General features: G+C 70.2%; 28 protein-coding genes. 10 read left to right on the forward strand and 18 right to left on the reverse strand.

Annotation, left to right across the window (positions count from 1 at the left end):
• Positions 1-182 precede the first annotated feature (182 nt).
• Positions 183-542: a hypothetical protein gene (locus tag ACWDLG_RS41130; RefSeq protein ID WP_449930462.1), complete on the reverse strand. Its 360-nt coding sequence runs from the start codon at positions 540-542 to the stop codon at positions 183-185.
• A gap of 383 nt (positions 543-925) precedes the next feature.
• Between ACWDLG_RS41130 and ACWDLG_RS41135 the strand changes: the two genes are divergently transcribed.
• Entirely contained in the window at positions 926-1,285 is a 360-nt protein-coding gene (locus ACWDLG_RS41135; protein ID WP_449930464.1) for a hypothetical protein, read from the forward strand.
• A gap of 241 nt (positions 1,286-1,526) precedes the next feature.
• Here ACWDLG_RS41135 and rpmF read toward each other — a convergent pair whose 3' ends face one another.
• The 5 genes from rpmF to rpmG are packed head-to-tail and all read right to left on the reverse strand — an operon-like array spanning position 1,527 to position 2,485.
• Positions 1,527-1,694: a 50S ribosomal protein L32 gene (rpmF, locus tag ACWDLG_RS41140; RefSeq protein ID WP_449930466.1), complete on the reverse strand. Its 168-nt coding sequence runs from the start codon at positions 1,692-1,694 to the stop codon at positions 1,527-1,529.
• A 2-nt stretch (positions 1,695-1,696) separates the two neighbouring features.
• Positions 1,697-1,996 carry a 30S ribosomal protein S14 gene (rpsN, locus tag ACWDLG_RS41145; RefSeq protein WP_449930468.1) on the reverse strand — a complete coding sequence of 100 codons (300 nt, stop codon included), beginning with the start codon at positions 1,994-1,996 and terminating at the stop codon, positions 1,697-1,699.
• On the reverse strand, positions 1,996-2,226 hold the full coding sequence (rpmB, locus tag ACWDLG_RS41150) for a 50S ribosomal protein L28 (protein ID WP_449930470.1): 231 nt from the start codon (positions 2,224-2,226) through the stop codon (positions 1,996-1,998). Before rpmB ends, rpsN begins: the two co-directional genes overlap by 1 nt.
• A complete protein-coding gene (locus tag ACWDLG_RS41155; RefSeq protein ID WP_449930472.1) occupies positions 2,223-2,324 on the reverse strand; it encodes a 50S ribosomal protein L31 in 102 nt (33 codons plus the stop codon). The genes rpmB and ACWDLG_RS41155 overlap by 4 nt, the downstream gene beginning before the upstream one ends.
• Positions 2,321-2,485, reverse strand: coding sequence for a 50S ribosomal protein L33 (rpmG, locus tag ACWDLG_RS41160; protein WP_449930474.1), 165 nt, complete (start codon positions 2,483-2,485; stop codon positions 2,321-2,323). Before rpmG ends, ACWDLG_RS41155 begins: the two co-directional genes overlap by 4 nt.
• 74 nt (positions 2,486-2,559) lie before the next feature.
• Between rpmG and ACWDLG_RS41165 the strand changes: the two genes are divergently transcribed.
• The gene (locus ACWDLG_RS41165) at positions 2,560-3,693 is read left to right on the forward strand and encodes a GTP-binding protein (protein ID WP_449930476.1); all 1,134 of its coding nucleotides are present in this window, start codon (positions 2,560-2,562) and stop codon (positions 3,691-3,693) included.
• A gap of 338 nt (positions 3,694-4,031) precedes the next feature.
• Here ACWDLG_RS41165 and ACWDLG_RS41170 read toward each other — a convergent pair whose 3' ends face one another.
• Positions 4,032-4,844: a TetR/AcrR family transcriptional regulator gene (locus tag ACWDLG_RS41170; protein ID WP_449930478.1), complete on the reverse strand. Its 813-nt coding sequence runs from the start codon at positions 4,842-4,844 to the stop codon at positions 4,032-4,034.
• 49 nt (positions 4,845-4,893) lie between these two features.
• Here ACWDLG_RS41170 and ACWDLG_RS41175 point away from each other — a divergent pair, with 49 nt between their 5' ends.
• The gene (locus ACWDLG_RS41175) at positions 4,894-6,570 is read left to right on the forward strand and encodes a right-handed parallel beta-helix repeat-containing protein (protein ID WP_449930480.1); all 1,677 of its coding nucleotides are present in this window, start codon (positions 4,894-4,896) and stop codon (positions 6,568-6,570) included.
• Between the two features lie 47 nt (positions 6,571-6,617).
• Here the strand turns inward: ACWDLG_RS41175 and ACWDLG_RS41180 are convergent, their stop codons facing one another.
• The 5 genes from ACWDLG_RS41180 to ACWDLG_RS41200 all read right to left on the reverse strand — a co-directional run bounded on the left by ACWDLG_RS41180 (position 6,618) and on the right by ACWDLG_RS41200 (position 10,962).
• The gene (locus ACWDLG_RS41180; RefSeq protein ID WP_449930482.1) at positions 6,618-7,538 is read right to left on the reverse strand and encodes an NADP-dependent oxidoreductase; all 921 of its coding nucleotides are present in this window, start codon (positions 7,536-7,538) and stop codon (positions 6,618-6,620) included.
• A 150-nt stretch (positions 7,539-7,688) separates the two neighbouring features.
• Positions 7,689-8,969: an ATP-binding protein gene (locus ACWDLG_RS41185; RefSeq protein ID WP_449930484.1), complete on the reverse strand. Its 1,281-nt coding sequence runs from the start codon at positions 8,967-8,969 to the stop codon at positions 7,689-7,691.
• Between the two features lie 164 nt (positions 8,970-9,133).
• The gene (locus ACWDLG_RS41190) at positions 9,134-9,853 is read right to left on the reverse strand and encodes a YqjF family protein (protein WP_449930486.1); all 720 of its coding nucleotides are present in this window, start codon (positions 9,851-9,853) and stop codon (positions 9,134-9,136) included.
• Positions 9,854-9,859: 6 nt separating this feature from the next.
• Positions 9,860-10,501: a TIM barrel protein gene (locus ACWDLG_RS41195; protein WP_449930488.1), complete on the reverse strand. Its 642-nt coding sequence runs from the start codon at positions 10,499-10,501 to the stop codon at positions 9,860-9,862.
• Between the two features lie 167 nt (positions 10,502-10,668).
• Positions 10,669-10,962: a hypothetical protein gene (locus ACWDLG_RS41200; protein WP_449930490.1), complete on the reverse strand. Its 294-nt coding sequence runs from the start codon at positions 10,960-10,962 to the stop codon at positions 10,669-10,671.
• A 430-nt stretch (positions 10,963-11,392) separates the two neighbouring features.
• On the opposite strand from ACWDLG_RS41200, the gene ACWDLG_RS41205 reads away from it, so the two are divergent.
• The 3 genes from ACWDLG_RS41205 (at position 11,393) to ACWDLG_RS41215 (ending at position 13,408) form a co-directional block, all read left to right on the forward strand.
• Positions 11,393-11,587 carry a hypothetical protein gene (locus ACWDLG_RS41205; protein ID WP_449930492.1) on the forward strand — a complete coding sequence of 65 codons (195 nt, stop codon included), beginning with the start codon at positions 11,393-11,395 and terminating at the stop codon, positions 11,585-11,587.
• Entirely contained in the window at positions 11,584-11,994 is a 411-nt protein-coding gene (locus ACWDLG_RS41210; RefSeq protein WP_449930494.1) for a reverse transcriptase domain-containing protein, read from the forward strand. The genes ACWDLG_RS41205 and ACWDLG_RS41210 overlap by 4 nt, the downstream gene beginning before the upstream one ends.
• 520 nt (positions 11,995-12,514) lie before the next feature.
• Positions 12,515-13,408, forward strand: a complete 894-nt coding sequence (locus ACWDLG_RS41215) for a methyltransferase domain-containing protein (RefSeq protein ID WP_449930496.1) — start codon at positions 12,515-12,517, stop codon at positions 13,406-13,408.
• Positions 13,409-13,898: 490 nt separating this feature from the next.
• Here the strand turns inward: ACWDLG_RS41215 and ACWDLG_RS41220 are convergent, their stop codons facing one another.
• Positions 13,899-14,525, reverse strand: coding sequence for a DsbA family oxidoreductase (locus ACWDLG_RS41220; RefSeq protein ID WP_449930498.1), 627 nt, complete (start codon positions 14,523-14,525; stop codon positions 13,899-13,901).
• The gene (locus tag ACWDLG_RS41225) at positions 14,518-16,125 is read right to left on the reverse strand and encodes an MDR family MFS transporter (protein ID WP_449930500.1); all 1,608 of its coding nucleotides are present in this window, start codon (positions 16,123-16,125) and stop codon (positions 14,518-14,520) included. The genes ACWDLG_RS41220 and ACWDLG_RS41225 overlap by 8 nt, the downstream gene beginning before the upstream one ends.
• Positions 16,126-16,242: 117 nt before the next feature.
• On the opposite strand from ACWDLG_RS41225, the gene ACWDLG_RS41230 reads away from it, so the two are divergent.
• From ACWDLG_RS41230 to ACWDLG_RS41240, 3 genes are all read left to right on the forward strand, one after another.
• Positions 16,243-16,653 carry a MarR family winged helix-turn-helix transcriptional regulator gene (locus ACWDLG_RS41230; protein WP_449930502.1) on the forward strand — a complete coding sequence of 137 codons (411 nt, stop codon included), beginning with the start codon at positions 16,243-16,245 and terminating at the stop codon, positions 16,651-16,653.
• Positions 16,654-16,728: 75 nt separating this feature from the next.
• A complete protein-coding gene (locus tag ACWDLG_RS41235) occupies positions 16,729-17,148 on the forward strand; it encodes a PPOX class F420-dependent oxidoreductase (protein ID WP_449930504.1) in 420 nt (139 codons plus the stop codon).
• A gap of 174 nt (positions 17,149-17,322) precedes the next feature.
• The gene (locus ACWDLG_RS41240) at positions 17,323-18,201 is read left to right on the forward strand and encodes a recombinase family protein (protein ID WP_449930506.1); all 879 of its coding nucleotides are present in this window, start codon (positions 17,323-17,325) and stop codon (positions 18,199-18,201) included.
• Between the two features lie 264 nt (positions 18,202-18,465).
• Here ACWDLG_RS41240 and ACWDLG_RS41245 read toward each other — a convergent pair whose 3' ends face one another.
• From ACWDLG_RS41245 to ACWDLG_RS41260, 4 genes are all read right to left on the reverse strand, one after another.
• A complete protein-coding gene (locus tag ACWDLG_RS41245; RefSeq protein WP_449930588.1) occupies positions 18,466-19,038 on the reverse strand; it encodes an HNH endonuclease in 573 nt (190 codons plus the stop codon).
• 204 nt (positions 19,039-19,242) lie between these two features.
• Complete coding sequence (locus ACWDLG_RS41250; RefSeq protein WP_449930508.1) at positions 19,243-20,229, reverse strand: TniQ family protein; 987 nt, start codon at positions 20,227-20,229, stop codon at positions 19,243-19,245.
• A complete protein-coding gene (locus tag ACWDLG_RS41255; RefSeq protein WP_449930510.1) occupies positions 20,226-21,188 on the reverse strand; it encodes a TniB family NTP-binding protein in 963 nt (320 codons plus the stop codon). Before ACWDLG_RS41255 ends, ACWDLG_RS41250 begins: the two co-directional genes overlap by 4 nt.
• Positions 21,185-21,370 (reverse strand): hypothetical protein, encoded by a 186-nt coding sequence (locus ACWDLG_RS41260; RefSeq protein ID WP_449930512.1) that lies wholly within the window; start codon positions 21,368-21,370, stop codon positions 21,185-21,187. Before ACWDLG_RS41260 ends, ACWDLG_RS41255 begins: the two co-directional genes overlap by 4 nt.
• A 226-nt stretch (positions 21,371-21,596) precedes the next feature.
• Here ACWDLG_RS41260 and ACWDLG_RS41265 point away from each other — a divergent pair, with 226 nt between their 5' ends.
• A complete protein-coding gene (locus tag ACWDLG_RS41265) occupies positions 21,597-21,851 on the forward strand; it encodes a hypothetical protein (RefSeq protein ID WP_449930514.1) in 255 nt (84 codons plus the stop codon).
• Positions 21,852-21,862 lie beyond the last annotated feature (11 nt).

Consider the following 21,862-nt stretch of genomic DNA (forward strand, 5'->3'; position numbering starts at 1 on the left):
TGCCCGCATCCCGGGCGCGGCACAGCGGCATGCGACAGCGGCATGCGACATGCGACATGGGAGAGATGGGCGACATGGCAACGTCGCGTCGGGGACGCGCGGCATGGCGACATCGCGTCGTGTCCCGCCACGCTCTGAGCAGAGCGTCGCGGGACACGACGCGTGAAGAGAAAGGAGAGGCTCTAGGCCAGCGGCGGGCTACGCGATCCCGCGGTGCGATGCCCGGACTGCTGGGGGTCGCAGATGGCCGCGGAGCCGGAGGCGGGCCAGGTCAGACCCGGCGTCTCGGGAACGGATTGCGTCCGGTTCCCGGCCGGCCACAGGCGCGGCAGGTGTTCGGTGCCTCTGACCGCGGCCGTTGGCAGCGTCGACAGCGTCGACACCTCGGCCCCCGGCGTCACGACTTCCATGGCGAAGGCGGCGCGATGGTGGATGCCGCCGGCCCAGGTGGGAGTGACGGCGACCAGGCCCAAGGCAAGCAGAAGCAGGCCGACCGCCGCCATGAAGGCGGTCGAACCGCGAGTGCGCCAGAAGGTCGCCATGAGGCCGACCATAGCCCACTTCCGCGCCGGGAGCACCGGAGTATGTCCTGGGCAAGGCCGGCAGGGGGGGCGCCCGCCGCCCGCCGGCCCGGCCATGACGCCGGCCCGCCACCCGACCGGCAGGGGACGTCCTGGCGCGATCACCGCGAGGTCATCAACGGGATCTTGTGGGAGGCTGCGGACCGGCGCGTCGTGGCGAGAGGTTCCTGAACGCTACGGGCCTTAACGCAACGTCCTGTCACTCTGACGAGAGCACATCAAGAAGCGCGCGTGGCAAGATCGGGATAACGTGGCGCCCTCCAGAGGCGATCGACAATGCCGATGGACCCGGGCACCACCGTCAACCATCGCGCCGGCGGAGAGATGTTCTGCGAGGAGGACCCGTGACAGCGGCACGAGTACTGGTGGTCGGTCTCGACCCGGCCAAGATCCAGGGCTGGGACCCGGAGCCGGTCCAGGCGGCGATAGCACGCGGTCAGGCCCGTTTCGACGATCATGGTATCGAGGCCGACTGGTGCCTGGTGGCACTCGACGAGAACCCCGAAGAAGCGATCGTGGACGCGCTGACCCGCGAAGACTACGTCTGCGCGGTGATCGGGGGCGGCATCCGCAAGCACGAGCCGTTGCTCGAATTCTTCGAGAAGGTGGTCAACCTGGTCCGGCAGCACGCGCCCGACGCGGCCATCGCCTTCAACAGCAGCCCCGAGGACTGCGCCGACGCAGCTCTGCGGTGGCTGCGCTAAGACCCGTCTGATGATTCGGTGTGGCCAAGCCAGAGCACGATCGAGGCGATGGCGACGCCTGCGAGGTAGCGGCCGGCGAGCTTGTCGAAGCGGGTGGTGACGGCTCGCCACTGCTTAGCTTGGTGAAACACCGTTCGACCAGGTTGCGTCTTTACCGGCGACCGCGTCCAAGGTGGGTGGGCGGCGCCCATGCGGCGGCGATGGTGGCCCGGTCGCGTTCACCGGGCCACCGTCGATCAGCTCATCGGATGGTGCGGAGGCCGCGCTGGTAGGCGCGGACGAGCCGGCGGGGGACCAGCACCTGCCTGCCGTTCACGACGATCGGCACCAGGTCGGGCGCGCTCGCCTTCCACTGCGACCGCCGGTGCCGGGTGTTGGCGCGCGAGGTCTTCCGCTTGGGAACGGCCATGCCTACCAGCTCGCCTTCGTGACGCCGGGCAGCTCGCCCCGGTGCGCCATCTCGCGGAAGCGCACCCGGGACAGCCCGAACCTGGTCAGATGTCCCCGCGGCCGGCCGTCGACGGCGTCGCGGTTGCGGACGCGGGTACGGCTGGCGTCGCGGGGCTGCCGGTTCAGCTCTCGCACGGCCGCGGCCCGTTCCTGCGGCGTGCCGGTGCGGATCACCTCCTTCAGCTCGGCCCGCCGTACGGCGAAGCGGGCGACGATCTCCTTCCTGCGCTCGTTGGCGGCGATCTTGCTCTTCTTGGCCATCAGACCTTCTCTCCCCGGGCCCTGATGCGGGCCACGGCGCGTTCGATGCCGATCTTGTCCACCGTCTTGATGGCGCGGGCGCTGAGCGTGAGCCGGACATGGCGGTTCTCGCTCGGCAGCCAGTAGCGCCGCCGCTGGACGTTGGGGTTCCAGCGGCGCCGGGTGCGCCGATGGGAGTGGGAGACGTTGTTGCCGAAGGCCGGCCTGACTCCGGTGAGCTGGCAGATCACGAGGTCCTCCCGTAGCGCTGCCGGAAGCGCTCGACCTGGCCGGTCGTGTCGAGAACCCGGTTGCGGCCGGTGCGGACGGGGTGGATGCCCTTTCTCATCGCTCCTCCCGGAACTCGACGTGCCGGCGGACGGTCGGGTCGTACTTGCGCAACGTCAGCCGGTCAGGGTCGTTACGCCGGTTCTTGGTGGTCACGTACGTGTAGCCGGTGCCCGCGGTGGAGCGCAGTTTGATCACCGGGCGTAGCTCGTTTCTGGCCATCCTCAGTCCTTTCGGGGTTGACGGCGTGTGCCATGATAACGACAACCATTTTCATTCTGCACTCAGGAGGTCCTGTGCCCACCCCCGTCGTCCTCGTCGCGGGCCTGTACGGCGGCGCCCGGGCCGCCGCGGTCGAGCGGCTGCTCCGCCGGCATCCCGGAGCCATCGCGATCCATCACGACCTGCGCGACCTCGCCGCCGGCCGGGTCGAGCGCGTGGTCCGCGACAGCTCCGGCGTCCTGGATCGGACGGAGGTGCGCCTGGCTCACGGCTGCGTCACCTGCGCCGTCCGCGAGGACCTGCTCCCCGAGCTCGTACGGCACGCCACGACCGCACCCCTGCTGGTGGTCGACCTGTGGGACTCGGTGGAGCCGCGCTCGGTGGCCGAGGCGCTGGCCGGCGGGGAGGCGGCCGACCTGCTCCGCCTGACCTGTGTCCTGACGGCGCTGGACGCGGAGTGCATGCCCGTGGACATCTGCCGAGGCGACCGCCTGACCGCCTCCGGCCACCAGGCCGCCGCCGGCGACCAGCGCTATCTCGCGGAGGTGCTGGCCCGGCAGATCGAATACGCCACCGCCCTGTCCCTGCACGGCGGTGACGACGAGGACGTCGAGCTCTCGACCGCCGTCCTGGCCCATCTGGCACCGCACACCCCGATCGCCGTCGATCCCGACGCCACCGGTTCCCCCCTGTGCGTGCACGAGCTGGCCGAGCGCGTCGATCCGGCCACCGCCCAGCTGCCCGGCGACGCGCGGACCGGCGAGATCACCACGGTCGTCTGGCGCCGCCTGCGCCCGCTGCATCCGGGCCGCCTGTTCGAGGCCATGGACGAGCTGGTCACCACCTCGGTCCGCTCCCGCGGGCGGTTCTGGCTGGCCAACCGGCACGAACGGATGCTGGCCTGGGACGCCGTGGCCGGAGTGGTCTCCGTGGAGGACGCCGGGCCCTGGCTGGCCGCGCTGCCCGAGGCCGCCTGGGAGCTGGCCGCGCCGGCCCGCCGTACGGCCGCCGCCCTGGACTGGAACCCCGTCATCGGCGACCGGGTCCAGCACCTGGTCTTCACCGGCCCCGATCTCGACCGGCACCGCCTGCACGCCCTGCTCGACTCCTGCCTGATCGACCAGGGCGACGCCCTGCCGGGAGCCGGGCAGTGGGACCGTTTCGACGACCCGTTCGCCCCCGTCCTGGACCTGAAGGGGAGCGCGTGAAGCTCCGGATCGGGCTGTCTCGACGCTCCTCAGGAACGTGGCCTGATCCGGCAAGGCGATGGCACCACACGTTCATGCTCCGCGAGTAACCCGCCGCCCTGACCGTCAAGGGCGACGGCTACCGGGCCGCCCGCCGCACGGCCGTCGTGCCGCCCCGGCGCCGCCGAGCCTGTGGCCGCAGGTCAGCTGATCGACGTCAGGTGGCCGAAGGTGATGGGTAGTGACGGGACGCGCGGTCGAAGCCGCCACCGCAGGTGACCGGGCGGATGGCGCGTCCCCTTACCCGCGCAGGGGTGGGAAGGCGTCCAGCGTGCCGTCGGGGTTGAGCCCCACCGCGATCAGCCCTGGCGGGTTCGGTAGGCGCGCTGCCGGCAGGCCGGCGAGCAGTATGCCCGCGGCCTGCCCCTGGTGGCGCCCTCCACGGCCCGGCCGCACACCGAGCACCGACTTTCATCACGAATTTCGTAACGCACCAAAGTCTCGATGCCGTCGAGCACCCGCTCCAGGCCGAACTCGAACAGGTCCAGCGGCTCGTTGTACCCGCCCGCCAGATAGATCCGGCTCAGCGTCGGATACCGGTCCAGGTGCTGGAAGAGGCTGTCGCGCTGCCCCCACCAGTCCTCCTCGCTGACCCCGGTGCGCCGCTCGGCCTGCTCGGCCGCCGCCACCTGCCGGGCGGCGCTCTCGACGAACCCGCCGACGAGGGTCACCGCCGCCACCACCTGCGCGGGCGCAAGGCCGGTGCGCACCACCGTGGCCAGTGCCCGCTCGAAGCCGGCCAGCGCGTTCGGCCCTGGCACGTGGCGCGCTCCGGTCGACTCCAGCAGCCAGGGGTGCCGCCGGTAGAGCGCCAGCATGCCGCGCGCCCAGGACTCCAGTTCCGCCCGCCAGCCCTGGTCGGGATCGGGGTCGGCGGCGTCCTGCTCGCCCATCACCTCGTCCCGCATGAGGTCGACCAGCTCGCCCTTGCCGGGCACGTGACGATAGAGCGACATGGTGGTGAAGCCGAGGCTTTCGGCGACCCTGCGCATCGACACCGCTGCCAGCCCCTCGGCGTCGGCCAGCTCGACCGCGGCGCGCACGATGCGCTCCAGGCTGAGCCGGCTCCTGGCGCCCCACAGCAGTTCGGTGCTGCGTTCCGGATCTGTCATGATCTCTCCCGTGTATATGCTGTACACATTACCGGAGAGGAGCACTGTCATGTTCTTCGTCGATCCGTCGGGCGACGACTCAGGCCCCGGCACGCTCGAGCACCCGTTCGCCACGCTCGAGCGAGCCCGCGCGGCGGCCTCCCCAGGCACTGTGATCACTCTCAGAGCCGGAACCTACCGCCTCGCCGAACCGTTGCGGCTGTCGGCCGCCGACTCTGGCGTGGTCTACCAGGCCTACGGCTACGGCACCTCGGCCCAGGAGACGGTGGTGATCAGCGGCGGCCGGCGGATCACCGGCTGGCGCGAGGACGCGAACGGAGCCGTCACGGCCGACGTCCCCCGCCTGGCCACCCGCCAGCTCTACGTCTCGGGGCGCCGCGCCGCGCGGGCGGCCATCGCCCTCGACCACGGCCTGACCAGGACCGAGACCGGCTACGTCACCGGCGACCCGCGGCCGCAGTCGTGGCCGGGCCAGGTGGAGTTCGTCTACCGGGGCGTCTACCCCTGGTCCGAGGCCCGCTGCCAGGTGGCCGGGATCACCGGGGACGAGCGGTCGAGCGCCGTCACCATGGCGCAACCGGCCTTCGGCTGGGCCGTACGGCTCTACCACTCGGTCATCTCCTGGGACGGCCCCGGCGCCGGGGAGTCCAACGGCGCCGACAACCCCACCTCGGCCGAGAACAGCCCCGCCTTCCTGACCGAGGGCGCCTTCGCGCTGGCCGACGGCGTCCTGCACTACCTGCCGCGGCCCGGCGAGCGGCTTGACGAGGTGGTCGCGCCGGTGCTGGAAACTTTGGTGCACGCCCGCGACGTACGCGACGTCGCCTTCCGCGGCATCACCTTCGCGGAGGCGACATGGTTGCGCCCGAGCGCCCCCGAAGGGTTCCTGCACTACCACGGCAACGGCTACCACGACGGCGGCCCGCTCCAGACGGTCACCTTCGCCGACGGCCAGGCGCAGGTGACCATCCCCGGAGAGAGCGCCGTCATGCCCGGCAACGTGATCTTCGAAAGCTGCTCGCGGGTCACGCTCGAAGGCTGCCGGTTCACCCGGCTGGGCGGGGTCGCGCTGGAGTTCCGCGGCGACGGCGAGGACAACGTGCTGCGCGACAGCGTGGTCGACGACGTGTCGGGCGGCGGCGTGGTGATCGGCGCGGGGGCCCGCCGCCACCGGGTGGAGAACACCCACATCCACCACACCGGCCGCGACTACAGCGGCTCGCCGGCCATGCTGGTGTCCGGCACCACCGACACCGTCGTGGCGCACAACCAGATCAACGACGTGCCGCACAACGGCATCGTCGTCTACGAGGGCAGCGGCGCCCAGCTGGTGCACAACCTGGTGCACGACACCATGCAGGTGCTGGCCGACGGCGGCGGCATCTACATCTCGGGCAGGCAGGGCGGCTCGTACGCCACCGGCGCGCTGGTCCGCGGCAACGTCGTCCGCGACACGATCACGCCCTACAACTTCGGCCTCTACACCGACTACGGCGCCACCTGGGTCACCGTCCAGGGCAACGTCGTCCACAGGGCCGACAAGCCGGTGGTGCTGGAGGTGTCACCGCCGCTGGAGCACGTGGCCTTCATCGGCAACGTCTGGGACGCCGACCCCGGCCGGCCCCCGGAGGGCGTGATCCTCGCGGCCAACACCACCCTGGAGGGTGGGGCGTTCGGCGACGACCCGACGGTCGCCGACATCGTGGCCGGCGCCGGACTCCGGTAGATCGCCCCTGATCCGCCCGGCCGTCCGGAACCCGGCGGCCGGGCGGGTCACGGTGTGATCACCAGCTTGCCGCGGCCGTGGCCGCTCCGGCTGACGTCGAAGGCGGCGCCGGCCTGCTCCAGCGGGAAGGTCTGCGCCACCTCGACCGTCAGCGCGCCCCGGTCGGCCAGCTCGGCCAGCCCGGCCAGCTTGGCGCCGTCCGGCCGGACCCAGATCCAGTGGCCGCCGTGCCGCTCCACGGTGTTGTCGGCGATCGACGCGTGCCGGCCGCCCTCGGCCAGCACGGCGAGGGTCGCCTCGAGCTGGCCGCCGGCGAAGTCGGCCACCGCCGTCACACCGTCCGGGGCCAGCTCGCGGACCCGCCCGGCCAGGCCCTCCCCGTAGGTCACCGGTTCGGCGCCCAGCTCGCGCAGGTAGCCGTGGTTGGCCTCGGAGGCGGTGCCGATGACGCGGGCGCCCCGGTCGCGGGCGATCTGCACGCCGAGACCGCCGACGCCGCCCGCCGCCCCGTGCACCAGCAGGACGTCGCCGGGACCGACCTCCAGCCGGTCAAGGGTCCGCTGCGCGGTCATCCCCGCCAGCGGCAGCCCTCCGGCCTGGTTCCAGTCGAGCGCGGACGGCTTGCGCGCGACCCCGGGGGCCGGCATCGTGACCAGCTCGGCGAACGTCCCGGCCTGCACGACGCTCTTGCGGGCATAGGCCATGACGTGGTCGCCGGGCGCGAACTCCGGCGTGTCGGGGCCGACCGCGCGCACCACCCCGGCGACGTCCCAGCCCGGCACGACCGGGAAGATCGTCTGCATCATCCCGTCCAGCAGACCGGCCATGACCTTCCAGTCCACCGGGTTGACCCCGGCCGCGCGCACCTCGATGAGCACCTCGCCCGGCCCCAGCTTGGGATCGGGGATCTCGCCGGCCCTGAGCCGCGAGTTGTCGGCGGCGTAGGCGTCGTAGGTGACGGCGCGCATGAGTGATCTCCTTCCGCGGGCGCGGCGACCCCGGATCAGGGACGGCCGCGGCGGAGCTGTTCTCACCAGGGGCGCCTTTGCGCTAACCCTTCCTCCGGCCACGGTCCGCCCAGAGTGGCGATTCGGTGGCGATCGGGTGGCGCCCGCCGTTCAGAGCCTGGCGTGGGTGGTGATGTCGGCGCCGAACTCCTCGATCATCTCGGCGGTGACGGTGGGCCTGCACTGGCCGATCGCCGCCAGGTAGTCGGCCGTACCCGCGCCCGCGGGCAGGTCCGCCGACTGCGCGGCGCCGGCGAGGTCCCGCTCGAAGGCGGCCTGTGCCGCGGTCCTGGCGGCGTGCTCGATGTCGGCCGGGGTGAACAGCTCGCTCGCCGCGACCAGCCTGTCCAGATCCACGTTGGGCCGCCCGTCGGAGTACCGCGTCCAGATGGCCGAGCGGGCGGCCGCGTCGGGCGTGCCGATCGGCACCACGTAGTCGAAACGGCCTGGCCGCAGGAACGCCGGGTCCAGCGACCGGATGGAGTTGGTGGCGCAGACCAGCAGCCGCTCGTCACGCTCCCTGAAGCCGGGGATCAGCTTGAGCAGTTCGTTGGTGATGCCGTGGCTGCCGGCCTCCGGGCGCTCGGCGCGCACCGCGGCGATCTCCTCGACCTCGTCGATGAAGACCAGCACCCGCTCCAGTTCGGCGATCCGCGCGAAGGCGGTGCGCAGCGCCTCGGCCAGGTTGCCGTCGCCGGCCAACCGGGACGGCAGCAGCTCCACGAACGGCCAGCCGAGCCGGGAGGCGATCGCGCGGGCGAAGGTCGTCTTGCCGGTCCCGGGCGGGCCGAACAGGGCGATCGCCCTGGGCGGGCGCACGCCATGCCTGGCGGCCCGCTCGGGTTCGGCCAGCGGCAGCACGACGCGCCGCTCGATCAGGTCCTTCTCCACCTCCATGCCGGCCACCTTGTCCCACAGGTCCCTCGGCAGGAAGCGGCCGCCGAGCTCGGCCAGCCAGTGGGCGCCGAGGCCGCCGGCCGGCTCGGCCTTCTCGAAGTAGGCCACCGCGGGGCGCCGGGTGTAGCCGGCGTTGACCAGCCCCTCGCCGATCAGCTCCTCCTCCGGCAGGACGTAGGCGATGCGCCGGACCCGCGCGTCGACCAGCCGCCGCTCCAGCTCCCGCAGCAGCGCGCTGGCCAGGCCGCGCCCACGCCAGGCGGAGGCGATCGCGATCCGCATCACCCAGGCCCGCTCGCCCGCCACGTGGGAGAGCGCCGCGCCGACGGGCACGCCGCGGTGGACGGCCACGACGGCGGGCTGCCGCGACGTCAGCGCCCCGATGCATTCGGCGAGGGAGAACACCGACTCCTGGCCGAGCCCGGCCGTGGTGTCGATCAGGTGGACCACGGCCGCGAGATCGTCCTCGCGGTAGTCATGGATGTGCCAGTTCACCGGTGCCGCCTCCTCGTCTCGGGGCTACGACGGTAGGGCAGCTCCGGGGGCCGGTCCCGGGCCAGGCCGGACAACAGGAGCGGAAAAAATGTACTGAGTGGAAGATTGGCCGAAATTACCCGACAAAGTATGCGATACAGGTCACACAGTGAAGAATCGGTGGTTCACCAGCCCCACATCCCCACCCGCACCGGTACCCCGGGCGAGGCGTGCACGAGGGGCGAGTGGTCCGGCGCGGGCAGCCCCGCCGCCTCGACGAGATCCTGCTCCAGGCGCACCACGTGGGCACTGCGCAGCGGCCACGGCGGATGCTCGACCTCGGCCGCGGCCACCCGGTTCGCGATCAGGGTGAACAGCCGGAACCGGGCGGTCAGGAAGTGGGCGAGCGCGTCGCGCTCGTGCTCGGCCAGCTCCGTGCCCGGCGCCACGTCCACGTCGCAGCGCGCCCCGCTCGGCTCGGGCCACTGGCGGCGACACCGGTACCGCACGCGCGCCTCGTCGGCGCGGACGGACATGTCCGACCAGAAGTACGGCAGGCCGTAGCCGGCCCGGCCGCCAAGGACGGCGGGAAGCCGTCCCGCATCCAGCGACAGGAACCAGATCCCGCCGCGGCCCCGCTCGTCACGGACGTAGGTGCGCAGGTTCGTCTCGGGAAAGCGCGACAGCCACGGCAGCGCGGGCAGTCCCGGCGTCCGCACCCCCTCCATGAGGAACGGGGTCAGCCCGACCCACGCCGCGCCGTCGAAGGTCTCGACCGTCAGCCCGTCGGGCACCAGGGGCCGGACTACGGCGGGCGGGTACCGCCAGTGCAGGAAGGTCATCGTCGACCAGTGGTGGTACATCACCGGGTAGGCGACGCGAGGAGACGTCGGCGCTCTCATCATCGTCTGCTACCCGCCGACGTGCCGCCGGTCACCTCGCCGCGGCGATCGCGCGGACCGGTGGCGGTATGGTCGCGGGCCGATGCGCCCCGAGGGCACCGAAAAGCAGACCGAGGAACAACTCGCCGAGATTGACACCATGATCGGTGTCGCCCTGCCCGCGGCGGGCCGGACCTCCGGCCGGACGGCACAGCCGCTGGGCGCCGGAGGTGACGCGTGAACGCCGGCCCCCGCGCCGACAACGTCCAAGGCGCCTGCGGCGTGCGCGGTCTGTGCGGCCTGTGTCAGGCATTCCATCGCGACCTCGTCCTGTGACTCCTGGGGGATTGCGTCCTCGCGGTCGCCGTACAGGGCGTTGAGGATCGGACATCTGGTGGCCTGGGCCAGGCCGACGGCGACATCGATGTTGTCGCGCAAGCGGCGGGCTCGCGAGGGGCTGGACAGCAGGCCGCAGTCCCCCGATCGTATGTCCCCGGCGTCGAAATTCAGGGCCGCGAGCCGCACACCGGCATCAGCAAGGGCAGCGCACAGGGCGTCCAGTTCGGAGTCGTTGGGCACGGGAGTGTTCCACGGCCACCACATCTCGGCGACGTCGAACCCGGCTGCTGCGGCCGCTGCGGGCCGGGCAAGCATCGGAAGATGACCGAACAAGATCGAAAGGTTGGCCGCGAAGGACAGACCGGCTGTGTCCGCAGATGCATCGACCTTTCCGGTTGGCCGATGTCGGGAAGCGGCTGTTCGCCGGACTCATCCGATGCTTTGCGACAGGGTCGTCATCGAGGGAGACGGGCTGCGGCACGGCGTAGTCGCAGCCGAGCTCAGCCGCAAGGCGAGGGATGGCGACGATGTCCGGCAGGTTCAGACGGGTGACCACGGTGTACAGGCCCACCCGCGGCCCTGAGGCGGGACCGCGCGCGGCCAGCAGTGCGCACGCCGTCGACGACGCGCTGCCAGCCGTCGCACTTGTTCGGCGGGGGAGGCCAGGTGTCGTCGTAAACGGCGTCGGCCGAATCCAGCGACACCGACACCGCGTCGATCCCCAGCTCCACGATGCGTTGCGTGATGCGCTGCTTGCTCAGGAACGTGCCGTCAGCGCACAGCACAACCTGCACCCCGGACTGCTTCAACGCGGCCGCCGGCCCCTGTGACGGCTCGGTCACGCCTACAAGTGACTGACCTCGGGTGAGGCTGGAACAAGGCCGTCAGTAGGTCCTCGGGCATGGCCCCCTTCAGGGGCGCTGGCCCCGAGGCCTCGCGCCCGCGCGCAGCTGAATAGTCCGGAAAAGGCGCGACGTCCGCTGATGATGTCGGGTCGTGGCGGAGTCGCCGTAGTACTCCGAGGACGGGAAAGCCGTGTGCATGGGGAAGGGCGACAGCGCGATGGCAGCAGCACTGCTGTCGGGAAGGAACGTTGTTGAATAACGACGCGCCGCCGCATGAATGGCCGGAAGAGGTGGCCAGCGGCGGGTACTCGATCATCAGCTGAAGCTGCACCGATGGGCATGGGAAGAACCGGCACGCCGGTTCGATGATGTATTCAACTTGATCTATGACCGGGCCACGCTGTTGGTGGCCTGGGAGCGGGTGGCTGGCAATCGGGGTGCCAGGACAGCGGGCGTGGACGCGGTGACGCGTTACTACGTCGAGGAACGCCTCGGAGTGATCCCGTTTCTGGAGGACCTGCGGTCCTTGCTCAAGGATGGGACGTTCCGAGCGCTGCCGGTCAGCAGGCGGTGATTCCCAAGAAGAACGGCGCTGTCCGCTATCTGGGGATCCCGACGCTGCGCGATCGGGTGGTGCAGATGGCGCTCAAGCTGATCCTGGAGCCGATCTTCGAGGTCGATTTCTACCCAGCTTCGTTTGGGTATCGGCCTGGACGTCGGGCTCAGGATGCCATCGCCGAGATTCGCCATTTCACCTGCAAGCCGGGCGCCTACGAGTGGGCCATCGAGGGCGACATCAAGGCTTGCTTCGACAACGTCGATCATCATGTCCTGATGGATCTGGTGGGCGAACGGCTCAAGGACCGCAAGGTTATGCGGCTGGTCAGCGCGTTCCTGTGCGCCGGGGTTGTCGAACTCCACGGTGGCCTGCGGAGATTCTCACCGGGACTCCGCAGGGAGGGGTCATCTCCCCGCTGCTAGCCAACATCTATCCATCAGCCTCGACACCGCCGACCAGCTCGCCGCAGACCCCGCCAGGCTGTCGCCATCGCTCCTGGCCTACGTCGGCCAACCCGCCTACGGGGCCACCCGTAGCTTCCGGCGAAAAAACAACGCTCAGGCCCATCGACCGATGTGCGCGTCGCGTAACAGCACCGCGACGTCGCCACCGGCGCCAAGCCCTGCGAGTGGCGCGCCCCGGATCCCGAACTGGAGAAGAGGTACCACCCGTCATGAACGGGGACGTGCATCTGCTGGATCCACCGACTTTACGTCGTGATCGAAGGCGTCTGGTACGAGGTCGAACCGGCCGTAGCCGACACTCCGGTCAGCGCGCTGTCCCGCGCCTGGTGCGCTGACTGTGGGGGCCGAATACATGTACCCCTTCCGGCGCGTCACGGTGCAGAACCGTGCAGTAGGACATGCGGGGTTCGCTGGATGTGTGAGATATCCCTCTCCCGTCGTCGTGGCGCTGGTGGTCTGAGGAGGTGACCATGAAGTGATGACCTCCTCGCCCCGCCCGCCGCACGTCGGTGGCCGACCGGATCCGATAGGCGGGACTACCGCGCTCGGTGGAGAGCCCGCTCCCGCCCGCGGATACCTGCTGGACAACGCGCGCGCCGAGGCGGGCGAGCGGTTCGTTTGGCTGGCCGAGCTGTTCGACGATGTGACGCTGGGGCACTTCGATCGACTGGGGGTCAGGGTTGGCTCGCGCTGTTGGGAGGTGGGGGCCGGTGGCCGCAGTATCCCGGAGGCGCTCGCGGCGGCCGTCGGTCCGACCGGGCACGTGCTGGCCACGGACATCGACCCGTCGTGGCTGAAGGCAGGCGGCGGGTACGAGGTGCGCCGGCACGACGTCGCCGCTGATCCGCCCCCGGAGCTGGGGACGTTCGATCTAGTGCACGCCCGGCTTGTGCTGGTCCATGTACCCGACCGGGCTCGGGCGTTGGCGACGATGGCGGCGGCGCTGCGGCCCGGCGGCTGGCTGCTGGTCGAGGACGCCGATACCGCTCTGCAGCCACTGGCATGCCTGGACGACAGCGGCCCGGCGCAGCGGCGGGCCAACCGGCTGCGCGACGCGGTCCGGGAGCTGCTGACGCGCCGCGGCGCGGACCTGCGCTACGGCCGGACACTGCCGCGGGCATTGCGTGAGGCCGGCTTGGTAGATGTCGCCGCGGCGGGCTCTTTCCCGGTCGGCGGGCTGGCCTGCGACCGGCTGGAGGCGGCGACCATCCGGCACGTGCGCGGCGAGCTGCTCGCGGCCGGCCTGGCCGACGACGTCGAGATCGACGCGCACTTGGCCGCCATCCACGCGGGCGAACTCGACCTGACACTCGCGCCGCTGATCTCGGCCTGGGGACGCCGTCCAGCCGAGCACCCGCCGGCACTGGGTTAGGTGCGGATTCAGGCGTTGACCGACCTGCCCACAACGCTGTTCGTCGAGGAGATTTTCGGGCCGCAGGAGTAGCCCTTACTGGGGCGGTCGTCATGCCGAGCATCGTCTCGGAAACGTCCCGCAACCCCGGTGCCGACACACCGGTCGGGTACGCCCGGTGTCGTTTTCAGGAGCTGGCTGCACGGATGTCAGAACTTCTCTGCACGTGATGCTGGGAGCAACCCCGGCGACCACGGCCGGTGGGAGCGCGCCGACGCCGCTGGACTGGAAGACCGCAGCCACCCGCGGCCGCGACGTACTGGCCGACCTTCGCGGCCCGTGGCCGCGTTCAGGTTCTGGCCTGCCAGCGCCTCATCGGCCGCCACTTGGCCTCGCCCCGGCATGGTTCGGCCGGGCCGCCTGTGCCATGCGAGCGGGAAACGGCCGGAGTAGGTGGGCCGCGGTCGGCTCGCATGGGGGGCGGAGAAGGGGCCAGGACGACCGCGAGGTGTTATCGCACCGTCGCGCTCGTCAGGAGTGCTTGGAACTCGGTGGGGTCGGGGGCTCCGGAGAGGACGGGTGTGCCGTTGATGACGAACGTGGGGACCTGGCGGACGCCGAGATGGGCCGCGCGTTCCTCGTCGGCCCGGACGTCGGCGGCGTAGGCGTCGGTGTCGAGAACGGCGCGGACCACCGCGGCGGGCAGACCGGCCTGTATGGCGAGGGTGTGGAGGACTTGAGGGTCGGCGACGTTGATGTTGTCTGTGAGGTGGGCGTGGAAGAGTCGTTCGACCACGACGTTGGCAAGGCGGTGGGCGGTGGCCAGGTGGATCAGACGGTGGGCGTCGAAGGAGCTGACCGGGCGGGCGGTGGCGGGGTTCAGCTCCAGACCCTCGGCCGCGCCCAGCCGCCGAATCCGCTGGAACATCTCTGTGAGGTCCAGTGCGCCGAGGTCGAAGCGTCGCGCCATCATCTCGGCAAGGGTGGCACCAGGAGTCGGCGGCTGGTCGGGACGTAGCTGGAAGCTGCGCCAGGTGATGCGGACCTCCTCAGGGTGCGCGAGGGCGCGGTCCAGGCGCTTCTTGCCGATGTAGCACCAGGGACACATCACGTCCGACCAGATCTCCAGGTCAATCACGAGTCTTGTCCTTGAGGAACAGGGCGAGGACCAAACCTGTGGCCATGACGCAGCCGACCACAATGAAGACGGTGTCCATCGCGCTGGCCATGCCGTCCAGCACGGGCCGGGCCAGGCGGGCGTCGAGATGGTCGAGGTAGGAGGTGTTGTTGAGGTCGACGTCGGACCAATCGTGCAGGCTGGCTACCAGATGCTGTGCGCTGGGATCTGCGGTCACCGCAGGGTCGTGCAGGGCTGATTGGAACGCCGGGGTGCTTTCTGCCTGGTGGAAGGCGGCAGTAATGCGGCCCTCGGCGAGAGCGAATAGGACCGACAGGTAGATCGCGGTTCCGGCGGTGCCGCCGAGTTGCCGGAAGAAAGTGTAGGAGGCGCTGGCGGCGCCCATGGTGCCTGTCGGGGCGGACGCCTGGATAGCGATCAGCATGACCTGGAAGCACAGGCCGATGCCCAGGCCCATGACGGTCGTGATCAGGCCGGTGAACCACAGAGATGTGCCGGGGGTCAGCTGCGCGAAACCGAACGCGCAGGCGGTCATGACGGCCAGGCCGAGGATCAGCAGGCCCCTGTAGCGTCCCGTACGGGTGAGGAAGGAGCCGCACAACCGGCCGGCCGCGACGATGCCCAAGGTCTGCGGCATCAGCATCAGGCCCGCCTCGGTCGGGGACAGGCCCTTGACGATCTGCAGGTAGAGCGGCAGGACCGACAGCCCGCCGAACACGCCCATGCCGACGACGACGTTGACCGCGTTGCTCATCGTGAACTGCGGGCTGGCGAACAGCCGCGGCGGCAGCAGCGCTGAGTCGCCCATCCGCCGTTCGACCAGGACGAACCCCAGCAGCCCCGCGACGCCCACCCCGATCAGGGCGAGCGTGCGCGGCGACGTCCAGCCCCAGCTGGAGCCGTGCTCGGCCACGATCAGCAGGGGCACCAGTCCCAGCAGCAGCGTCGCAGCGCCGCCGTAGTCGATGCGGTGATCGGTGCGAGTGTGCGGCAACCGGTAGAGCGTCACGACGAGCACCAGGGCGACGATGCCGATCGGGACGTTGACCAGGAACGCCCAGCGCCACCCCGTCACACCCAGGAAACCGTCCATGCCGGCGAACATGCCGCCGAGCACGGGACCGGCCACGCTGGAGATCCCGAACACCGCCCCGAACCAGGCTTGGTACCGGCTGCGCGCCTCCGGCGGCAGCATGTCGGCCAGGATCGCGAACGCCAGCGCCATCAGGCCACCGGCACCCAGTCCCTGTACGGCGCGGAACGCGGCCAGCTCGTACATCGACTGCGCCGCCGCGCACAAGATCGAGCCGAGCAGGAACAGCGAGATCGAGATCAGGTAGAGGGGCTTGCGGCCGTAGATGTCCGACAATCGCCCGTACAGGGGCGTGGACACCACGCCGGTGATCAGGTAGGCGGTGGTCGCCCACGCCTGCAGGGTCAGGCCGTTCAGCTGATCGGCGACGGTGCGCATTACCGCCGCCACGATCATCTGGTCCAGCGCGCCGAGCAGCAGGCCGAGCATCAGCGCCGCCATCACCGCGGTCACCGCGCCGCGGCCGAGCCGGGGCGCAGGGGTGGGCGGGGCCAGGGATTCAGTCATGGGGAGACCTCCGGCTCCATTAGTTAGGTTCCGTACATTATGGACCCATATACTAAAGGTCCACACCATTAGGGTCTTGACTGTTAGGATCCGAATGTGAACACTGAGCTCGAGAACGTGGAACTGGCGGTCGCCGCGATGTTCGCCGCGTTCCGGCGCAAGCGCGGCCGCGAGCAGGCCAGCGGCGACGCCCTGTCCGGAACGCAGTTGCGCGCCCTCGACGGCCTGGCTGAAGCGGGACATGCCACCGCCCGTCAGCTGGCCGACTATGCCGACGTCACCCCGGCGACCATGACCGGCATGCTGGACGTTCTCGAGACCAGGGGAGTGATCAGACGCGAGCGCAGCCTCACCGACCGGCGCGCGATGCAGATCGTACTGACCGATCGCGGGCACGAGCTCGTCGCCGAGGCGCGCGAACGGTGGCGGCAACGCTGGCAGGAAGCGATGTCGGACGTGCCCCCCGAGGATCTCCAGGCGGCGATCCGGGTCTTCGGCAAGGTCGCCGGCATCTTCGATCAGATGTAGCGAGATTGCGGCCGCAGCACGGCAGCGGCGGCCGATCGGACCGACCGGCACAGGAAGAAGGCGAGCAAAGAAGAGATGATTTTCAACGACGCCGAACGCGACTACCTCGACCGGCAGCCCATGGGACGGCTGGCTACCCTGGGCCCGGACGGCACACCGCACGTGCGCCCGCTGGGCTTCCGCCTGAACCCGGACGGGACCATCGATCTAGGTGGACCGTGGGTGGCACGCACGCAGCGCTGGCGCAACATCCAGGCCAACCCGCGAGTGAGCTTCGTCGTAGACGATATGACGCCCGACGGCCCCGAGGCGATCAAACCGGGTATGGGCCGGGGTGTGGAGATCCGCGGCCGGGCGGAAACCCTCGCCGTGGACAACCCACCCGGCCCGCCGGGAACGGTCGCGCCAGAGATCATCCGCATCCATCCCAAACGGATCCTCAGTTGGCACATCGACCCGGCCGAGCCCGACGGCCGCTCGGTCAACCTTCCCTGAGAGACCTGACTTGCGAGGCAGGCCAGCCTCCGTCGTCCGTTCTCCGCTCCTCTGTTTCACAGGCGACGACCCATGAAACACGATCTTCGGCCGGGCCCGTCCAGGGGGAACACCGTTTCATAGGTCGGTGCAAACAGATGGATGATTGAAACGCATCCATGAAACGATCAGGTGGTGTCCGATGACGACTACCTCCGCGTGGAGGCCCACGCCTGCCCGATGACCTCCTGCGCCGCCCCGGCCGGATCGCCCTGCCGGACCGGCAAGGGCAAGGTCGCCGTCCAGTACCACACCGCCCGCTTCCGGCTCGTGCCCGCGCTCGCCAAGGCGCTCAGCGTGGCCACCCCGGCCGGCCGTAAGCCGGGCACGCTGTGGATCGAGCTGCCCCGCCCGGCCACGGTCGGCGCCGAACCGGCCGGGCATGTGCGGATCGGGTACGCCCGCGCCTCTACTGTCCGCCAGTCCCTGGACACCCAGCTCGACTCGCTGAAGGCCGCAGGGGTCACCCGGGTCTTCGCCGAGAAGATCTCCACCCGGGCCACGGTCCGGCCCGAGCTCGACAAGGCCGTCGCCCTGGCCCACGACTTCCGCACGGCCGGGGTGGCGGTCACGCTCGTGGTGCACGAGCACAAGCGGCTCGGCCGCGGCCTCGATCTGGCCGCCCTGGCCGAGCAGCTGCGCGCCGCCAGCATCGGCCTGGAGTTCCTCACCGGCGAGCTGCAGGGCAGCCATGACCCGTCCGGCGTGGTGTTCACCGTGCTGGCTGCGCTGTCGGGGATGGAACGCGAGTACATCCGCGACCGCACCCTGGAAGGCCACGAATCCGCCCGTGCCCGCGGTAAGACCATCGGCGGCGCCGCCGTCACCGACGACGCGATGCTCTCCATGGCCCTGCACCTGCGCCGGCAGAACCTCAGCCTGCGCGACATCGCCGCTCGCCTCGTCATCACCAAGGGCAAGAAGAAGGGCCAGCACCCCTCCCCGGCCACCGTCCTGCGCATGCTGCGCGATCACGACGAGGCCTCCACCACATCCGCGGCCGTGGCCGGGTGATCACGGAGTCCAGCGATTCCTTATCCTCGTCTCGCCTGCGCGCCCGATGCCTCACTCGGGTGTCAGCCTTTCCGAACGATGGTCCCGGTGACCGGGTCCCCCACTTCGAGAACGTATTCAATCCACGGATTATCGATAGGTTGGATGTCCGCCGGAGGATAGGCAGGCCAGGACACAAAGAAGCGGCCTAGCATGATGACCCCATCCATTGGTCCGTCCGGAAGTTCGATACGTGCAGCCACGAGCGGGGACGCTGACAGACGTTCATCTACGGAGAAACGAACAACGGTGAGCCCGAGCGCTACCGGACTTACTGGCATGGGGTCGCGCCGTGAGGCGTCCCCGCGCCGCTACGATGCTTTCTCGAATGTGATCCGCCAGGGCTCCTTCCGGGACTCCGGACCGTAGACACTGCGCCAGGTAAACATGCTTCAACAAGGCAAGGCGGAGTATGTTGGGATCGGGGCCTCGGCCTCTGACGACCACCTGCTTGCTCAGCAGCATGGCCCGGAAGTCGTCTTCGCTTCCTCCCCCCATAGTCACGAGGAAGCCTCCACCCCGCGCTGGCATGATCTGTATCTTGCCGACTCTTCGAGAGCCTCGCACGTTTTCAGAAGCTAATTCGACCTCGCTGGTCGCGCCGTAGAACCAGTCTTTCACTCCGCCTTCTACACGACCCCCGAAGGTTTGATTACAGCCACGGCAGGTCCGCGTCATGATGACCCCACCAATACTCTTGGGGGGCACATGCTCGTCCTTCTCTGGAGGCCCGCCGCAGATAGGACAGCTCTCGAAGAGGCGCCGCCCAATCTCGTCAAGCAACTCCGGTCGTCTCATGCGGGCGCCAGATCCTATGTCGATGCCTGCCTCAATGATGCGTCCATCGTCGAGACTGATGTCCAGCGAGCGAGGGGGGCGACGTTTCACGAAGGCTAGGTTATCTGCTGCGTCGTCGCTGGATTGCCTGGCGAAATTGCAAAGCGTGCGCCTCTTTCGTAGGCCTCAGGCGACGCGAAACTAAGGTCGGGCCGTTCCACCTGGTCATCGGTGCCCGTTCCGGTGGGCAGCAGGCTGCAGCGCCGGGCCGAGCGTGCCGCCGGGAATGATCGTCCCGTCCGCGGCCAGTTGCACCGCGGTGGCCGCCGCGTGCAGCATCGCTTCCTGGTAGGGGGCGCTCAGCCGCTCGTACGGCCGCCAGAAGGACAGCCCCGCCCGGAACGGCAGGCCGGCGGCGTCCCAGATCTGGTGCAGGACGGCGGCCGCGCCGGGACCGGCCCGGGAGTCGACCATGCTGACCTCGTCCAGCAGCGTCCGCAACAGGCGCAGCCACTCGCCGACGTGCACGTTCCGCCCGGGCAGGGTGACGCCCATAGTGGTGATGCCTTCGAAGGTGAGCCGGTCCAGCGCAGCGACGGCGGCCGGGGCCGGGCGTGGGGGCGTCGGCTCGCCGTAGCGGTGGGCCCGGCGAACATCGTGGAGGTTCTCCAGGCGGCAGCCGTGCTCTGCGCAACTGGTCATGAGGGGGAGCGCGGCCAGCAAAACGACGCCGCGCCCCGGGTCGGTCGAGCAGGTGGGGCAGATGCGCCGGGCCGTTCGCCACGGACGCCCGGTCACCGGAAGCCAGGGCCGCCAGCGGTTGACCACGTGGTATCCGGCCTTGCCCGGTGGCAGCAGCACCGACTCCTGCCGGACATAGGCGGCGAAGGCCTGCGGGCCGTCGAAGGAATTCAGGGTGTCGGCCAGCCACGGCACGCACCCGCCGACCGTCATCTGGCGCAGCCGGTCCACCTCGACGCCGGTCCGCGCGGCGAGCGCGTGCACGATGATCGCAGGCACCTGGTAGTCCAGGTCCGCGCCGCGGTCGAACTCGGCCGACGCCGCGCCCAGGTTGTACGTCAGCAGCTGCTCGACCGACAGCCGATACAGCGCGGCGAGACGACCGAGCCAGGAGGACAGAGCCTCACCAGGGGCGGGCTCGGGGTGAACGGGCCAGCGGCGCAGACTCTCCGGCCAGTCCGCGCGCGTCATATCAGCTCGCGTTCGAACTTGCGGCGCCGCTCGGTCGGGCCGGCGTAGGAGGCCAGCAGCAGGGTGCGCTGGGTGATGGCCTCCTCGCCGGACTCGATCGCCGCGACGGCGGCCTCAGTGAGCAGCGCGGCCAGTTCCCCGATGGTGCCCTCGCTGCGGGCCAGCAGGTACTCGGTCATCTCCGGGGTGGCCAGAAAGGAGGGACGGCGCAGCGGGAAGGCAGCAGCAAAGCTGGCCAGCAGGGTGCTCGCCTCCCGGCCGGGCTCCCAGCGCGGCACCACAAACGGGGCGAAGCGGTTCTCCAGCTGGTCATCGGAGCGGATCGCCAGGTAGGCGTCCCGGGTACCGACACCGACCAGCGGAATCTTCAGCTCGTTGCCCAGGAAGCGCAGCAGGTTGAGAAACTCGCGGCGCGCCCCGTCGCGCCCGGCCAGCACGTTGTGCAGCTCATCGATCACCAGCATCCGCACGCCGGCCTGCCGCAGCAGCCGAACCGCGAGCTGCTCCAGCTCGGCCAGCCGCTGACGGGGCCGCAGCGGCGCGCCGAGCGCGCTCAGCAGCGCGGTGTAGAAGCGGGCCACGTGCGGGTCGGAGGGCATCTGCACGACCAGCACCGGGATCTCCTCCGCCTCCGGGTGTGAGATCGGCGGATGCGAGCGCCGGAACTTCTCCACGATCATCGACTTGCCGTTGTTGGTCGGCCCGATCACCAGCAGGTTCGGCATCCGCTGCTTGGCCGGCCAGGCCAGCAGCGTGTGCAACTGCTCCAGCGCCTGCCTGGCGCGGGTGTAGCCGATCCACCAGTCCGCCCGGACCCGGGCCAGCCGCTCGGCGGCAGGCAGCCGGGCCACCGGCCGGGCGCTTTCATGCAGGTGCGACAGATCCTCCACCCGCCCTGGCTCCAGCTCGATCTCGAACTCCGGCACAATGTCCGGCTTGCCGTCCGGCTCGTGGCTCACCACTGCTCGATCACCTCGAACGGCCGCACCGGCTCCTCATCCGCGCGCCCCTCGACCGGCGGCGGAAACGGCGGCCCTGCTGCGTGCGGCGCGGGGGTCGCCGAGCGGCGCTCGACCTCACGCCGGGCCCGTCGGGTCTTGGCGGCCGCGTCCTCAGTGATCTGCCGCATCTGCTCCACCATGGCGAACAGGGCGTTCTCATCGACCTGAGCGCGGCCGTCCTGGCGCAGCCGGGCGATCGCGGCGCGCTGACCGAAGGTGAGCGAGACCTTACGGCGGGCCCCAGCCCATCCTGACAGATGATCTTCGTGTGTGTTTCGTGTACAGTTCGGCTGATCTCCGGCCGAGCCGCAGCGAGTTCGGCGACCCGCCCAGCGCGCGCGGCCATGCCAGCATGCGAGGAGAACTGTGGAGCTCAGCACGGACGACCTGGTCGCCCTCGCACACCGATGGAGCGAGCAGGACGTGGCTCGTGAGCGGATGGAGCGAATCGGCGCGCCAACATGGGCCATTCCTGACGCGCCAACCGATAGCTACTCGTCGGCAGTGGAACTGCTCGGCACCGCAAGGCGGGCGATTGGCGCGGCCCCCGAGGCGACGTGGGAAGCCACGACGCGCCTGGCCATGACGGTGGGTGAGTCGGCCCAAGGACGCAGCCAGTGACTACCTCGCCT

The organism is Nonomuraea sp. NPDC003727 (genome assembly GCF_053586935.1).